Origin of the sequence: Streptococcus sp. UMB1203 (genome assembly GCF_030217725.1) — a bacterium.
Taxonomy (GTDB): Bacteria; Bacillota; Bacilli; order Lactobacillales; family Streptococcaceae; genus Streptococcus.
Genome location: NZ_JASOOK010000022.1, coordinates 15,953 through 30,927, shown reverse-complemented (window position 1 = coordinate 30,927; position 14,975 = coordinate 15,953). Strand labels below are relative to the sequence as shown.

At 41.4% G+C, this 14,975-nt stretch carries 17 protein-coding genes; 15 read left to right on the top strand and 2 right to left on the bottom strand.

The window, feature by feature from the left end; all coding sequences use genetic code 11:
* The first annotated feature begins 64 nt into the window (after window positions 1-64).
* From lytC to whiA, 10 genes are all read left to right on the top strand, one after another.
* On the top strand, window positions 65-1,675 hold the full coding sequence (gene lytC, locus QP439_RS06685) for a choline binding-anchored murein hydrolase LytC (protein WP_285388862.1): 1,611 nt from the start codon (window positions 65-67) through the stop codon (window positions 1,673-1,675).
* Window positions 1,676-2,210: 535 nt separating this feature from the next.
* On the top strand, window positions 2,211-2,729 hold the full coding sequence (locus QP439_RS06680; protein ID WP_045612105.1) for a Dps family protein: 519 nt from the start codon (window positions 2,211-2,213) through the stop codon (window positions 2,727-2,729).
* Between the two features lie 131 nt (window positions 2,730-2,860).
* Window positions 2,861-3,367: a dihydrofolate reductase gene (locus QP439_RS06675; protein WP_285388857.1), complete on the top strand. Its 507-nt coding sequence runs from the start codon at window positions 2,861-2,863 to the stop codon at window positions 3,365-3,367.
* A complete protein-coding gene (locus QP439_RS06670) occupies window positions 3,367-3,537 on the top strand; it encodes a hypothetical protein (RefSeq protein WP_000442260.1) in 171 nt (56 codons plus the stop codon). The genes QP439_RS06675 and QP439_RS06670 overlap by 1 nt, the downstream gene beginning before the upstream one ends.
* A gap of 36 nt (window positions 3,538-3,573) precedes the next feature.
* The gene (gene clpX, locus QP439_RS06665; protein WP_025169664.1) at window positions 3,574-4,806 is read left to right on the top strand and encodes an ATP-dependent Clp protease ATP-binding subunit ClpX; all 1,233 of its coding nucleotides are present in this window, start codon (window positions 3,574-3,576) and stop codon (window positions 4,804-4,806) included.
* An 8-nt stretch (window positions 4,807-4,814) separates the two neighbouring features.
* On the top strand, window positions 4,815-5,402 hold the full coding sequence (gene yihA / locus QP439_RS06660; protein ID WP_000422605.1) for a ribosome biogenesis GTP-binding protein YihA/YsxC: 588 nt from the start codon (window positions 4,815-4,817) through the stop codon (window positions 5,400-5,402).
* A 10-nt stretch (window positions 5,403-5,412) separates the two neighbouring features.
* Complete coding sequence (locus tag QP439_RS06655) at window positions 5,413-5,793, top strand: RidA family protein (protein ID WP_001140420.1); 381 nt, start codon at window positions 5,413-5,415, stop codon at window positions 5,791-5,793.
* Between the two features lie 51 nt (window positions 5,794-5,844).
* A complete protein-coding gene (rapZ, locus tag QP439_RS06650) occupies window positions 5,845-6,735 on the top strand; it encodes an RNase adapter RapZ (protein ID WP_285388851.1) in 891 nt (296 codons plus the stop codon).
* Window positions 6,732-7,709 carry a YvcK family protein gene (locus QP439_RS06645; RefSeq protein ID WP_285388849.1) on the top strand — a complete coding sequence of 326 codons (978 nt, stop codon included), beginning with the start codon at window positions 6,732-6,734 and terminating at the stop codon, window positions 7,707-7,709. Before rapZ ends, QP439_RS06645 begins: the two co-directional genes overlap by 4 nt.
* Window positions 7,706-8,617, top strand: coding sequence for a DNA-binding protein WhiA (gene whiA / locus QP439_RS06640; protein ID WP_285388847.1), 912 nt, complete (start codon window positions 7,706-7,708; stop codon window positions 8,615-8,617). The genes QP439_RS06645 and whiA overlap by 4 nt, the downstream gene beginning before the upstream one ends.
* A 629-nt stretch (window positions 8,618-9,246) precedes the next feature.
* On the opposite strand, the gene QP439_RS06635 is transcribed toward whiA, so the two are convergent.
* Window positions 9,247-9,336 carry a type I addiction module toxin, Fst family gene (locus QP439_RS06635; RefSeq protein WP_142358332.1) on the bottom strand — a complete coding sequence of 30 codons (90 nt, stop codon included), beginning with the start codon at window positions 9,334-9,336 and terminating at the stop codon, window positions 9,247-9,249.
* A gap of 166 nt (window positions 9,337-9,502) precedes the next feature.
* The gene (locus tag QP439_RS06630) at window positions 9,503-10,471 is read right to left on the bottom strand and encodes an NAD(P)/FAD-dependent oxidoreductase (protein WP_285388841.1); all 969 of its coding nucleotides are present in this window, start codon (window positions 10,469-10,471) and stop codon (window positions 9,503-9,505) included.
* Between the two features lie 138 nt (window positions 10,472-10,609).
* Between QP439_RS06630 and cdaA the strand changes: the two genes are divergently transcribed.
* The 5 genes from cdaA (at window position 10,610) to QP439_RS06605 (ending at window position 14,937) form a co-directional block, all read left to right on the top strand.
* Window positions 10,610-11,467, top strand: a complete 858-nt coding sequence (gene cdaA / locus QP439_RS06625) for a diadenylate cyclase CdaA (RefSeq protein ID WP_247947235.1) — start codon at window positions 10,610-10,612, stop codon at window positions 11,465-11,467.
* Window positions 11,454-12,257: a CdaR family protein gene (locus tag QP439_RS06620; protein WP_285388836.1), complete on the top strand. Its 804-nt coding sequence runs from the start codon at window positions 11,454-11,456 to the stop codon at window positions 12,255-12,257. Before cdaA ends, QP439_RS06620 begins: the two co-directional genes overlap by 14 nt.
* Before the next feature lie 29 nt (window positions 12,258-12,286).
* The gene (gene glmM / locus QP439_RS06615) at window positions 12,287-13,639 is read left to right on the top strand and encodes a phosphoglucosamine mutase (RefSeq protein ID WP_285388834.1); all 1,353 of its coding nucleotides are present in this window, start codon (window positions 12,287-12,289) and stop codon (window positions 13,637-13,639) included.
* Between the two features lie 73 nt (window positions 13,640-13,712).
* Window positions 13,713-14,087, top strand: a complete 375-nt coding sequence (locus QP439_RS06610) for a DUF1149 family protein (protein WP_285388832.1) — start codon at window positions 13,713-13,715, stop codon at window positions 14,085-14,087.
* A gap of 1 nt (window position 14,088) precedes the next feature.
* Window positions 14,089-14,937, top strand: a complete 849-nt coding sequence (locus QP439_RS06605; protein WP_285388829.1) for a DegV family protein — start codon at window positions 14,089-14,091, stop codon at window positions 14,935-14,937.
* Window positions 14,938-14,975 lie beyond the last annotated feature (38 nt).

Below are 14,975 nucleotides of genomic sequence, written 5' to 3'. Positions count from 1 at the left end.
TGGGACTTTTTTTCTACACAAAAAAGGCTCCATAAGATCCATAGGGGATTTACCCACTACAAATATTATAGAGCCATTTTTTATAGGAGAGGAAAGATTGAAAACAAAGATTGGAAAAATTGGATTAGCAAGTGCCTTTTTGCTTGGATTGATCGTTAATCAGGTGGCTGCAAATGAAGCTGAAGCGAAAGCATCTTCGGAAGAAAGCAGTGTTCAAGCTTCTTCTAGTAAGGTAGAAGAAAAGAAATCAGAAACAACTGCAAGTCAAAAAGAAGAAGAGAAAAAAGTTGGGACTTCTTCTAGTCAGCGTCCAGAGAAAAAGGAAGAAGTCAAAGAGACGCGAGCTAGTAGTCAGAAAGAAGAAAGTAAACCAAATTCAACATCAGCACACTGGGAGGGTGACTTCTATGTAAAAGCAGATGGTTTAAAAGCTAAGAGTGAGTGGATTTTTGATACTAGCCATAATAGCTGGTTCTATATAAAAGCAGATGGTCGTTATGCCCAAAAAGAATGGCATGGAAATTATTACCTCAAAGCGGGTGGTTACATGGCTAAAAATGAATGGGTTTACGATAACAATTATAAGAGTTGGTTCTACCTCAAGGCAGACGGTTCTTATGCAGAGCAAGAATGGCAGAAAATCAATGGCAAATGGTACTATTTCAAGAAGTGGGGCTATATGGCTAAAAGTCAGTGGCAAGGAGATTATTTCTTGAATGGTCAAGGTGCTATGATGCAAAACGAATGGCTTTACGATAATCATTATAAGAGTTGGTTCTATCTTAAGTCAGACGGTTCTTATGCTAATGAACAGTGGCAAAAGATTGATGGAAAGTGGTATTATTTTAAGAAGTGGGGATACATGGCTCAAGATGAGTGGCATGGAAACTACTATCTTACTGAAAGTGGTGTCATGGCAACAGGTGAGTTAATCATGGACGATACTCGTTATACTTTTGCCGATTCAGGGGAATTGAAAGAAAAGAAAGCCTTGAATGTTGGTTGGGTTTATCGAAATGGACACCGTTATTTCTTTAACCATCGTGAAGAACAGGTCGGAACTGATCGTGCTAAGAAGGTTATTGATGTCAGTGAGCATAATGGCCACATTAGTGATTGGAAAAAGGTTATCCAGGAAAATGGGGTTGACGGCGTTATTGTTCGCTTGGGATATAGTGGTGCAGAAGATAAGGAATTGGCTTATAATATTCAAGAATTTAATCGACTAGGCATTCCTTATGGTGTTTATCTTTATACCTATGCAGAAAATGAAACAGATGCTGAGAATGATGCCAAACAGACTATTGAACTCTTGAAAAAATACAAGATGAACTTGTCTTATCCAATCTACTATGATGTTGAAAACTGGGAATATGAAAATAAATCTAAGAAAGCTCCAGCAGATACAGACACTTGGGTTAAAATCATCAATAAGTATATGGAAACCATGAAAAAAGCAGGTTATCAAAATGTGAAAGTTTATAGCTATCGTCATCTTTTGCAAACTCGTTTGAATCATCCAAATATTTTACAACATGTAAACTGGGTTGCAGCTTATACAGATGCGCTTGATTGGAACAATCCTCATTATTCAGGAGAAAAAGGATGGCAATATACTTCATCTGACTCTCTTAAAGGAATTCGGGGTCATGTTGATGTTAGCGTCTGGTATTAAGATGTAAAACTGAGAAAGAGAGTGGGACAGAAATCGGTAATTCGTTAGAATTCGATTTCGTCGTACCACCTCCGCACAGTTGAGTAGGGCTGTAAAAGCTGATGAAATCAGCGTAGTAGAGCCCACTCAACTACTGCGTCTTGCTTGACAATCTAAAGACAATTGAGAGACTAGGGCTTTTGTCCCAGCCTCTTTTTCTTTATTTTAGTGCTGTTAAGAAGGTTTGAAAGTTATACTCAATGAAAATCAAAGTGCAAACTAGGAAGCGAGTCGCGGGTTGCTCAAAGACCTGCTTTGAGGTTGTAGATAGAACTGACGAAGTTAGCTCAAAATACTGTTTTGAGGTTGGAGATGGAAGCTGCCGTTGTTTGAAGAAATTTTCGAAGAGTATTATTCTAAAAAATTCTTAAATTATCAGTCTATTGCAACTTTTCTCATGTAAGTCATTTGGCTTGCTATTAGTTTTCCTTAGTAGTATACTAAGGTAGTAATCATTAAGATGTGGTTACAAAAAATAATGAACGAGGTAAAGAAAATGGTAGAATTGAAAAAAGAAGCAGTAAAAGACGTAACATCATTGACAAAAGCAGCGCCAGTAGCATTGGCAAAAACAAAGGAAGTATTGAATCAAGCTGTTGCTGATTTGTACGTAGCTCACGTTGCTTTGCACCAAGTACACTGGTATATGCGTGGTCGTGGTTTTCTTGTGTGGCATCCAAAAATGGATGAATACATGGACAGCCTTGATGGCTATCTTGACGAAATCAGCGAACGTTTGATTACACTTGGTGGCAGCCCATTCTCTACTTTGACAGAATTCCTTCAACATAGTGAAATCGAAGAAGAAGCTGGTGAATACCGTAATGTTGAAGAAAGCTTGGAACGTGTCCTAGATGTTTATCGTTATCTCATCACTCTGTTCCAAAAAGCTTTGGATGTTACTGATGAAGAAGGTGATGATGTGACAAACGATATCTTTGTTGGTGCTAAAGCTGAACTTGAGAAAACGGTTTGGATGCTTGCGGCAGAACTTGGACAAGCACCTGGTTTGTAAGAAATAGAATAATCATATAAAAATCTGTAGGATGCCTCTTACGGATTTTTTTCTATTCTGTAAGCTATTCCAAACCAGTCTTTTTTTGAGTTTTTTGATAAAATAGTACTATCAGTGAAAAGGATGGAAGCATGACTAAGAAAATTGTAGCTATATGGGCCCAGGATGAAGAGGGTGTGATTGGTAAGGACAATCGTCTGCCTTGGTATTTGCCAGCAGAATTGCAACACTTTAAAGAAACAACTCTGAATCATGCCATCTTGATGGGGCGCGTGACCTTTGATGGGATAGGGCGTCGCTTGCTTCCAAAACGGGAGACCTTGATTTTGACTCGTAATCCAGAAGAAAAGATATATGGGGTTACTACTTTTTATGATGTCCAGTCTGTCTTGGACTGGTATCAGGCTCAAGATAAGAATCTTTATATTTTAGGTGGAAAGCAAATTTTTCAAGCTTTTGAACCCTACCTTGACGAAGTGATTGTGACTCACATTCATGCTCGGGTGGAAGGAGATACCTATTTCCCTGAAGAGTTTGACCTGTCTATTTTTGAGACGGTTTCAAGCAAATCCTATACCAAAGATGAGAAAAATCCTTATGATTTTACCATCCAATACCGCAAGAGAAAGGAAGTCTAATGGAACGTAGTATATTTGGTTTTTTCACAGCCATGCTGTGTTTGGTCTGCTTGCTTGCAGGGGCACAGGCTTTTCGTAAAAAGCGCTATGGACTTTCTGTCCTGCTCTGGTTAAATGCCTTTACCAATTTGGTCAATAGTATCCATGCTTTTTACATGACCTTATTTTAGATAGAATGACAGTATAGAATAGAACGGAAGGAAATCATGCCTACAACTAGGAATAATGATATGATGGTTTATTGCTCATTTTGTGGCAAAAGCCAAGAAGAAGTACAAAAAATAATCGCTGGCAACAACGCCTTTATTTGTAATGAATGTGTGGAGTTAGCCCAGGAAATCATTCGAGAGGAGTTGGCTGAGGAAGTCTTGGCAGACTTGTCTGAGGTACCAAAACCAATCGAACTCCTCCATATATTGAACCACTATGTAATTGGTCAAGATCGTGCCAAACGTGCCTTGGCAGTGGCGGTTTATAACCACTACAAACGTATCAATTTCCACGATACGCGTGAAGAGTCAGAAGATGTGGATTTGCAGAAGTCAAACATCTTGATGATCGGCCCAACTGGTTCAGGGAAGACTTTCCTTGCTCAGACCTTGGCTAAGAGCTTGAATGTGCCTTTTGCGATCGCAGATGCCACAGCTCTTACGGAGGCTGGTTATGTAGGTGAGGATGTGGAAAATATCCTCCTTAAACTCTTGCAGGCTGCTGACTTTAACATCGAACGTGCAGAGCGTGGGATTATCTATGTGGATGAAATTGACAAGATTGCCAAGAAGAGCGAGAACGTGTCTATCACACGTGATGTTTCTGGTGAAGGTGTGCAACAAGCCCTTCTCAAGATTATCGAGGGAACCGTTGCTAGCGTGCCGCCTCAAGGTGGACGCAAGCATCCACAACAAGAGATGATTCAAGTGGACACTAAAAATATCCTCTTCATTGTGGGTGGTGCCTTTGATGGCATTGAAGAAATCGTCAAACAACGTCTGGGTGAAAAAGTCATCGGATTTGGTCAAAATAATAAGGCGATTGACGAAAACAGCTCATACATGCAAGAAATCATCGCAGAAGATATTCAAAAATTTGGTATTATCCCTGAGTTGATTGGACGCTTGCCAGTCTTTGCAGCTCTTGAGCAATTGACTGTTGATGACTTGGTTCGTATATTGAAAGAGCCAAGAAATGCCTTGGTCAAACAATACCAAACCTTGCTTTCTTATGATGATGTCGAGTTGGAATTTGATGACGAAGCTCTTCAAGAAATCGCCAATAAAGCCATCGAACGCAAAACGGGTGCGCGTGGTCTTCGCTCGATTATAGAAGAAACAATGCTAGATGTCATGTTTGAAGTACCGAGTCAGGAAAATGTGAAATTGGTCCGCATCACTAAAGAAGCTGTCGATGGAACGGATAAACCAATCCTAGAAACAGCCTAGAGGTGACTATGGAACTTAATACACACAATGCAGAAATCTTGCTCAGTGCGGCCAATAAATCCCACTATCCGCAGGATGAACTGCCAGAAATCGCTCTTGCAGGGCGTTCAAATGTTGGCAAGTCTAGCTTTATCAACACCATGCTGAATCGTAAGAATCTAGCCCGAACATCAGGTAAACCTGGTAAAACCCAGCTTCTCAACTTCTTTAACATTGATGACAAGATGCGCTTTGTGGATGTGCCTGGTTATGGCTATGCCCGTGTTTCTAAAAAGGAACGTGAAAAGTGGGGGCGTATGATTGAGGAGTACCTAACGACTCGGGAAAATCTCCGTGCAGTGGTCAGTCTAGTTGACCTTCGTCATGACCCGTCAGCAGATGATGTGCAGATGTATGAATTTCTCAAGTATTATGAGATTCCAGTCATCATTGTGGCGACCAAGGCGGACAAGATTCCTCGTGGTAAATGGAACAAGCATGAATCAGCAATCAAAAAGAAATTAAACTTTGACCCAAGTGATGATTTTATCCTCTTTTCATCTGTCAGCAAGGCAGGAATGGATGAGGCTTGGGATGCAATCTTAGAAAAATTGTGAGGAAAAGAAAATGGCAAAAACAATTCATACAGATAAGGCCCCAAAGGCTATCGGACCATATGTTCAAGGAAAAATCGTTGGCAATCTTTTGTTTGCTAGTGGTCAAGTTCCTCTCTCTCCTGAAACTGGGGAAATCGTTGGAGAGACTATCCAAGAACAGACAGAACAAGTCTTGAAAAACATCGGTGCTATTTTGGCAGAAGCAGGAACTGACTTTGACCATGTTGTCAAAACTACTTGCTTCTTGAGCGATATGAACGACTTTGTTCCTTTTAATGAGGTTTACCAAACGGCCTTTAAAGAGGAATTTCCAGCTCGTTCAGCTGTGGAGGTAGCTCGTCTTCCTCGTGATGTAAAAGTCGAAATTGAAGTCATCGCAGAGATTGGATAAGCTAGTTGAAGTTTGGTTTTGCCAAACTTCTTTTGATATAAGGAGAAAAAGATGACAAAGAAACAACTTCACTTGGTGATTGTGACAGGGATGAGTGGTGCTGGGAAAACTGTAGCCATTCAGTCCTTCGAGGATTTGGGATATTTCACCATTGACAATATGCCGCCAGCTCTCTTGCCTAAGTTTTTGCAGTTGGTGGAAACAAAGGAAGACGACCATAAGTTGGCCTTGGTAGTGGATATGCGTAGCCGTTCTTTCTTCTCAGAGATTCAAACTGTTTTGGATGAGTTGGAAAACAAGGAAGAACTGGACTTTAAAATTCTCTTTTTAGATGCAGCTGATAAGGAATTGGTCGCGCGTTACAAGGAAACCAGACGAAGCCATCCACTAGCTGCAGATGGACGGATTTTGGATGGAATCAAGCTGGAACGTGAACTCTTGGCACCTTTGAAAAATATGAGCCAAAATGTGGTGGATACGACTGAACTCACTCCCCGTGAGCTACGTAAAACCATTGCAGAGCAGTTTTCAGACCAAGAACAAGCCCAGTCTTTCCGTATTGAAGTCATGTCTTTTGGCTTCAAGTTTGGTATCCCGATTGATGCGGACTTGGTCTTTGATGTTCGATTCTTGCCAAATCCCTACTATCTACCAGAACTGCGTAACCAAACGGGTGTAGATGAACCAGTTTATGACTATGTAATGAATCATCCTGAGTCAGAAGATTTTTATAAGCATTTGTTAGCCTTGATTGAGCCGATTTTGCCAAGTTACCAAAAGGAAGGGAAGTCTGTTTTGACCATCGCCATGGGGTGTACGGGTGGCCAACACCGTAGTGTGGCCTTTGCCAAACGCTTGGCGCAGGACCTATCCAAGACTTGGCCTGTTAATGAAGGGCATCGCGACAAAGACCGAAGAAAGGAAACGGTAAACCGTTCATGAGAAAACCAAAGATAACGGTGATTGGTGGAGGGACTGGGATCCCTGTCATTCTTAAAAGTCTGCGTGAAAAAGATGTGGAAATCGCTGCTATTGTAACGGTGGCAGATGATGGCGGTTCTTCAGGTGAACTCCGAAAAAATATGCAGCAGTTGACACCGCCAGGTGATCTTCGTAATGTTCTGGTGGCCATGTCGGATATGCCTAAGTTTTATGAGAAGGTCTTTCAGTATCGCTTTTCTGAGGATGCGGGAGCCTTTGCTGGCCATCCATTGGGGAATCTCATTATCGCTGGCCTGTCAGAAATGCATGGTTCGACTTATAATGCCATGCAGTTACTGAGCAAATTTTTCCATACAACTGGAAAGATTTATCCTTCCAGTGACCATCCTTTGACTTTGCATGCAGTCTTCCAGGATGGGACAGAGGTAGCTGGAGAGAGCCATATTGCAGACCATCCAGGCATGATTGACCATGTCTATGTGACCAATACCCTCAACGATGATACACCTCTGGCTAGTCGTCGAGTGGTGCAGACCATTCTTGAAAGTGACATGATTGTACTCGGACCTGGTTCCCTCTTTACCTCGATTTTACCTAATATCGTGATTAAGGAAATCGGGCAGGCGCTTTTGGAAACCAAGGCAGAAATCGCCTATGTCTGCAATATCATGACCCAACGTGGGGAGACGGAACACTTTACAGATAGCGACCATGTGGAGGTCTTGCATCGTCATCTGGATCGAGCTTTTATCGATACTGTCTTGGTGAATATCGAAAAAGTGCCTCAGGAATACATGAATTCCAACCGTTTTGATGAATACTTGGTCCAGGTGGAACATGATTTTGCTGGTCTTTGTAAGCAAGTTCCACGCGTGATTTCATCTAATTTCCTTCGTCTGGAAAATGGTGGTGCCTTCCACGATGGGGATTTGATTGTGGATGAGTTGATGCGGATTATACAGGTGAGAAAATGAGTTTCACAGTAGCAGTAAAAGAAGAAATCCTAGGTCAGCACCATCTGAGCCGGCATGAATTATCTGCCATTATCAAGATGTCTGGCAGTATCGGTCTCTCAACTTCGGGCTTGATCTTGTCTGTCGTGACAGAAAATGCCAAGCTGGCCCGTCACCTCTATGAGTCCTTTCTCCATTTTTATGAAATCAAATCGGAAATTCGCCACCACCAACGGAGCAATCTTCGCAAGAATCGAGTCTATACCGTTTTTACGGATGAAAAGGTGCAGGACTTGCTGAGTGATTTGCACTTGGCAGACTCCTTCTTTGGTCTGGAAACAGGTATTGATGAGGAGATTTTATCAGACGAGGAAGCCGGTCGTGCTTATCTTTGTGGCGCTTTCTTGGCAAATGGAAGTATTCGTGATCCGGAGTCTGGCAAGTACCAGTTGGAAATCAGTTCTGTTTATCTGGACCACGCGCAAGGTCTTGCCTCCCTTCTCCAGCAATTTTTACTGGATGCCAAGGTGCTTGAGCGCAAGAAGGGGGCTGTGACTTATCTCCAGCGAGCCGAAGACATTATGGACTTTCTTATAGTAATCGGAGCCATGCAGGCGCGTGATGATTTTGAGCGAGTTAAGATTTTGCGAGAAACCCGTAACGACCTCAATCGGGCTAATAATGCCGAAACGGCCAATATTGCTCGGACAGTTTCTGCTAGTATGAAGACCATCAACAATATCAGTAAAATCAAAGATATCATGGGCCTAGAAAATCTGCCAGTAGATTTGCAGGAGGTAGCGCAGTTGCGGATTCAACATCCAGACTATTCTATTCAGCAGTTAGCAGATAGCCTCAGCACCCCTCTGACCAAAAGTGGTGTCAACCACAGACTCAGAAAGATAAATAAGATAGCGGATGAGTTATAAAGATATCCCTCCTTTGAATTATTAGTGTGATTGGTTGATTCTATTTTTCTAATGGCCTGATATCGCTAACTTATAAAATATCAACCTGTTTCTTGACAATTGAATAGAGTATGTGAGATAATAAAGGGGAATTGAGTACTAGTTCTATATCATGGACTAAGAAAAGACCCCGAGCTAACTTCCACATTAAGCTTGGGGTCTTTTTTGACACTATTTGTCCTTGTTTAGCCATTTATAGTAGATTGAATCTACATTAGTATGTCATGGTTGCTAAAATATTAATAGAAAGTAATTTGACTTTTCTAATCTTTTTGTTCACATCTTATTTCAATCTACTATATTGACTAAGCAAAGAACAACACTGGCCACAATTGGTCCGATGATAGTTTTGAGTATTAATTCCATCATGGGCTATCTCACTTCCTTTCGTAGGCGGTGTAGAAGTGCCGTAAATATTATAGCGCATTTATAATTCAGCATGTCAGAGATTTCTTTTGACAACTGAAGATGGATGTGAGATAATAGTGGAGAAGTGAAGATGTAGTCTACCATAACTACAAAAAAGCCCCTGCTGATAACCACAAAAGCAAGGGCTTTTTCTAGTCTACGCTAGAAAGGTGGGTTGGTCGCTATTTCTTGTTTAGCCATTTTTCGATGACTATCAGGACGATACCGATCACCAAGGGTAGAATAATATTTGTGAAGATGTAATCTACCATAGGCTCCACCTCCCTTCTAAGGCAGATGTGCCGTTTCTATTATATCACATGATTTATCAGTTTGATAGGCATTTTTATTTGTGCTAGAAGAAGGGAAAGATATGATCTAACAAGTTAGCCGATGAATTATAAAACCACGAATCCTATGTGACTCGTGGTTCTTTTCTTATAAACTGGTTGAGTGTTTTGGTTGTACTTTTTGTTCAGGGTCGATGTAGTTGATGGCATTGTTAACAGCGGTTGGTGCTTCTCCAAGACCTGTCGCAATTAGATCAATCTTTCCTTCATAGTAGCAGCAGTCACCAATAGCATAAATTCCAGCTTGGCTAGATTCCTGTTTGCTGTTGACGATAATCTTGTGGCGGTTGAGGTCCAGACCCCAGTTTTTGAGGTTTCCGACAGAAGATTTGAAACCATAGTTGACAAAGAGGTGGTCTAGGTCAATCGTTTCTGTTTCATCAGATTTTACTTTTGTGATTTCAAGTTTATCGAGCGTTTTTTCATCTCCAAGGAGTTGGCTAGGGACGAATGGTGTCTTGATAGTTACAGATGATTCTTGCAAGGCTTGGACACTATGCTCTAAGGCACGGAAATTGTCTCTGCGGTGAACAAGGGTAGTTGGTGCAATTTTTTCAAAAGCCAAAGCCCAATCCACAGCTGAGTCTCCTCCACCAAGAATCGTTACTTTCTTACCAGCATATTGCTGGATGTTGGAAACGTGGTAGTGGATATTTTCATAGCTCTCAACGCCTTCCAGTTCCAGAGGACGTGGTTTAAAGGCACCGCCACCCATAGCAATGATAACCGTTTTAGACAGGTGACTTCCTTTAGAAGTTGTGATGGCAAAGCCATCTTCTTGTTTTTCAATCTCAAGAACCGTTTCATTGAGATGAATAGGGGTTTCAAATCCGTTTAGTTGTTCAATTAAGCGATTGGTCAACTCTTCTCCAGTCAAGTTTGGGAATCCCGGTACGTCTAAAATTTCCTTTTCAGGATAGAGAATGGCAGGTTGTCCACCGAGTTGGGGAAGAGAGTCGATGATTTGGACCTTGGCTTGGCGTAGATGGGCATAGAAGGCTGCAAAAAGCCCGACAGGACCACCACCTACAATGGTAATATCATAGAGTTGAGACATGGTTTCTCCTTTGTTTTTTCTAGTCAGTTTATTTTATCATATTTTTTCCTTAATTTAAAATGAAGTAGGATAGGGAAAAAAATGACAGAAAAATGGTATAATAGAAAGGAACGTGTTTGGACAGAGAGGAGACAGCAGATGAACTTTCAACAATTATCCAACCTACAATATTGGACTAGCTTGTTTTCTAGTCCTTGGAGTATTGCCATCAATCTGTTTGATATTTTGATTGTGACCTATGTTTTGTATCGTTTTACAAAAGCGATAGCTGGTACCAAGATTATGATTTTGGTGCGGGGGGTCTTGATCTTTGTATTAGCTCAGGTTGTGGCCAATATCCTTGGTTTAACAACGATTTCTTGGTTGATTAATCAGATTATCACCTATGGGGTTATTGCTGCGGTTGTTATCTTCTCTCCAGAGATTCGGACTGGTTTGGAACGTTTGGGAAGGGCGACAGATTTCTTTTCTACTAGTCAAATTAGTGCAGAAGAGAAAATGATTCGTGCCTTTGTTAAGTCAGTTGAATACATGAGTCCCCGTAAGATCGGTGCTTTGGTTGCCATTCAACGAGTTCGGACTTTGCAAGAATACATTGCGACAGGGATTCTCTTGGATGCCAATATTTCGGCTGAACTCCTCATCAATATCTTTATCCCCAACACTCCCCTACATGATGGTGCTGTGATTATCAGAGAAAATCGAATTGCAGTTACTTCGGCCTATCTACCCTTAACAGAAAGCACAGGGATTTCCAAGGAATTTGGGACCAGACACCGGGCGGCTATTGGTTTATCGGAAGTGTCCGATGCCTTGACCTTCATCGTATCAGAGGAAACAGGTGGCATTTCTATTACCTACAACGGGGTCTTCAAGCATGCCTTGACGATTGAAGAATTTGAAGCAGAGCTAAGAAGAATTCTTTTGCCAGCCGTTGAGGAAAAAGCCAGTTTCAGGGATCGTTTGCTAGGAGGTTGGAAAAATGAGAAAAAATAGCTTATATATTATCTCCTCTCTCTTTTTTGCTTGTGTCTTATTTATCTATGCAACGTCAACCAACTTTCAAAATAGCAATACCGCAAGGCAGGTCAAATCAGAGACCTACACCAATACGATAACGAATGTTCCTATCGATATTCATTATGATAATAGTCAATACTTTATTAGTGGTTTTGCTTCAGAAGTTTCAGTTGTGCTGACAGGTGCTAATCGTGTGACCTTAGCCAGCGAAATGCAGGAAAGTACTCGTAAGTTTAAGGTTACAGCGGATTTGACAGATGCCAGTGTTGGAACGATTGAAGTCCCCTTGAGCATTGAAAATCTTCCAAGTGGATTGACCGCTGTGGCAACGCCTCAAAAGATTACAGTGAAAGTTGGGAAGAAGGTTAAGCGAGATGGGATGATTGTTGTGCCACAAGTTGACCAAAGCCAGATTGATCCCAAGCTACAAATTGATAGTGTAACCGTGTCAAACGAACGAGTTTCTGTCACAACTGACCAAGAAACACTAGCTAAAATTGATCGTATTATTGCGCTTTTACCAACCAGCGAACGCATAACAGGTAATTACAGTGGTTCAGTACCTTTGCAGGCAATCGATCGCAATGGTGTTGTCTTACCGGCAGTTATTACTCCGTTCGACACAACAATGAAGGTGACTACAAAACCAGTAGCACCAAGTTCAAGTACATCGAATTCAACAACAAGTAGTTCGTCGGAGACATCTTCAAGTAGTTCGTCGGAGACATCTTCGTCAACGAAAGCAACTAGTTCAAAAACGAATTAATAAAATAATAAGAAAAGGATTTTATAAAAATGGGTAAATATTTTGGGACCGATGGAGTCCGTGGAGAAGCCAACGTAGAATTAACACCAGAATTGGCTTTCAAACTAGGTCGTTTTGGAGGCTATGTTCTTAGCCAACATGAAACGGAAGCACCGAAAGTCTTTGTAGGGCGTGACACACGTATTTCAGGAGAAATGCTAGAATCGGCCTTGGTGGCAGGTCTACTGTCTGTGGGGATTCACGTATATAAACTAGGCGTTTTGGCAACACCAGCAGTAGCTTACTTGGTTAAAACTGAAGGGGCAAGTGCCGGTGTCATGATTTCTGCTAGCCACAACCCAGCTCTTGATAACGGAATTAAGTTCTTTGGCGGTGATGGCTTCAAACTAGACGATGAAAAAGAAGCAGAAATTGAAGCCTTGCTAGATGCTGCGGAAGATACTCTTCCTCGTCCAAGTGCAGAAGGCTTAGGAACCTTGGTAGATTATCCAGAAGGCTTGCGTAAGTATGAAGGCTATCTTGTTTCAACTGGAACTCCTCTTGAAGGAATGAAGGTTTCCTTAGACACAGCAAACGGTGCAGCGTCTACAAGCGCCCGTCAAATCTTTGCAGACCTTGGCGCTCAATTGACGGTTATCGGGGAAACACCAGACGGTCTTAATATCAACCTTAATGTTGGTTCAACCCACCCAGAAGCCCTTCAAGAAGTGGTCAAAGAAAGTTGCTCAGCTATTGGTTTAGCCTTTGACGGAGACAGTGACCGTTTGATTGCTGTTGATGAAAATGGCGACATTGTTGATGGTGACAAGATCATGTACATTATCGGGAAATACCTTTCTGAAAAAGGACAACTGGCTCAAAATACAATCGTGACAACCGTTATGTCTAACCTTGGTTTCCACAAGGCCTTGGACCGTGAAGGTATTAACAAGGCAGTTACTGCAGTTGGTGACCGCTATGTTGTGGAAGAAATGCGAAAATCGGGTTACAACCTTGGTGGTGAACAGTCTGGTCACGTCATCTTGATGGACTACAATACAACAGGTGATGGTCAATTATCAGCTGTCCAATTGACAAAAATCATGAAGGAAACTGGTAAGAGCTTGTCAGAGTTGGCAGCAGAAGTAACCATCTATCCACAAAAATTAGTCAATATCCGAGTGGAAAATGCTATGAAGGAAAAGGCTATGGAAGTGCCAGCTATTAAGGCTATCATCGAGAAGATGGAAGAAGAAATGGCAGGGAATGGCCGTATCCTTGTTCGCCCAAGTGGAACAGAGCCCCTCTTGCGTGTTATGGCAGAAGCGCCTACAACAGAAGAAGTGGACTACTATGTTGATACTATCGCAGACGTAGTTCGAGCTGAAATCGGGATTGACTAAATCCTAGAAAACTAGATGAAAATAAAAAATTATGGTACAATAGCATATAATATTGTAGCTGAGGGAGAGAGACATGAATCTTAAACGTGAACAAGAATTTGTTAGTCAGTATCATTTTGATGCGCGTAATTTTGAATGGGAAAATGAAAATGGAGCTCCTGAAACTAAGGTGGATGTGAACTTCCAATTACTCCAACATGACCAAGAAAATCAAGTGACTTCCTTGATTGTTATTTTGAGCTTTATGATTGTATTTGATAAGTTTGTCGTTAGTGGAACTATTTCACAGGTAAACCACATTGACGGTCGTATTGTTAATGAACCAAGTGAATTGAACCAAGAAGAAGTGGAAACCTTGGCTCGTCCATGTTTGAACATGCTCAACCGTTTGACTTACGAAGTAACTGAAATTGCATTAGACTTACCAGGAATCAATTTGGAGTTCTAATATGAAATTAGCTGTTATCACAGATTCCTCTGCCTATCTCAGTGCAGAGACCTTGCAAAGAGAAGATTTATATGTCTTGGATATTCCTGTCAATATTGATGGTGAGGAGTATGTCGAAGGTATCAATCTGACTGCTGAGGAATTTTACCAAAAAATGGCTCAGGCTTCTGAATTGCCTAAGACCAGTCAACCAAGTATTGCCAAGTTAGATGAGATTCTAACTTCGCTCAAAGAACAAGGCTATACCCATGCTTTGGGGCTTTTCCTATCTTCTGGAATTTCAGGTTTTTACCAAAATATCCAGTATATGGTGGGTGATTATGAAGGCTTAACCATTGCTTTTCCAGACACTTTGATTACCAGTGCCCCGCTAGGTATAATGGTTGAAAGCGTCTTTAACTGGCTAGAACAGGGCGATGATTTTGCTATTATTCAGGATAAGCTAGCTATTCAGATTAGTCACACATCTGCTTTCATCATGGTGGATGACTTGGACCACTTGGTGAAAGGTGGACGCCTTTCAAATGGTGCTGCTATTTTGGGCAATCTGCTAAGCATTAAGCCAATTCTTTATTTCAACGACCAAGGTGTGATTGAAGTTTACGAAAAAGTTCGTACTGAAAAGAAAGCAACCAAGCGCTTAATTGAGATTATCAAGGAAGCCACAGCTTCAGGCCAATACCGTATCATTGTCATTCACGGAAATGCTCCTGAAAAGGCTGAAGAATTGCGTCAGCATTTGCTAGATTCTGAAGTGGGTACGGATATTTCACTTGCTACATTTGGTAGTGTCATTGGAACACACCTAGGTGCAGGAAGTATTGCTCTGGGTTATATTCCAGTGATTTAGTTGACGCTTTTAAGCTAGTTAAGAAATCTTGTATCTTA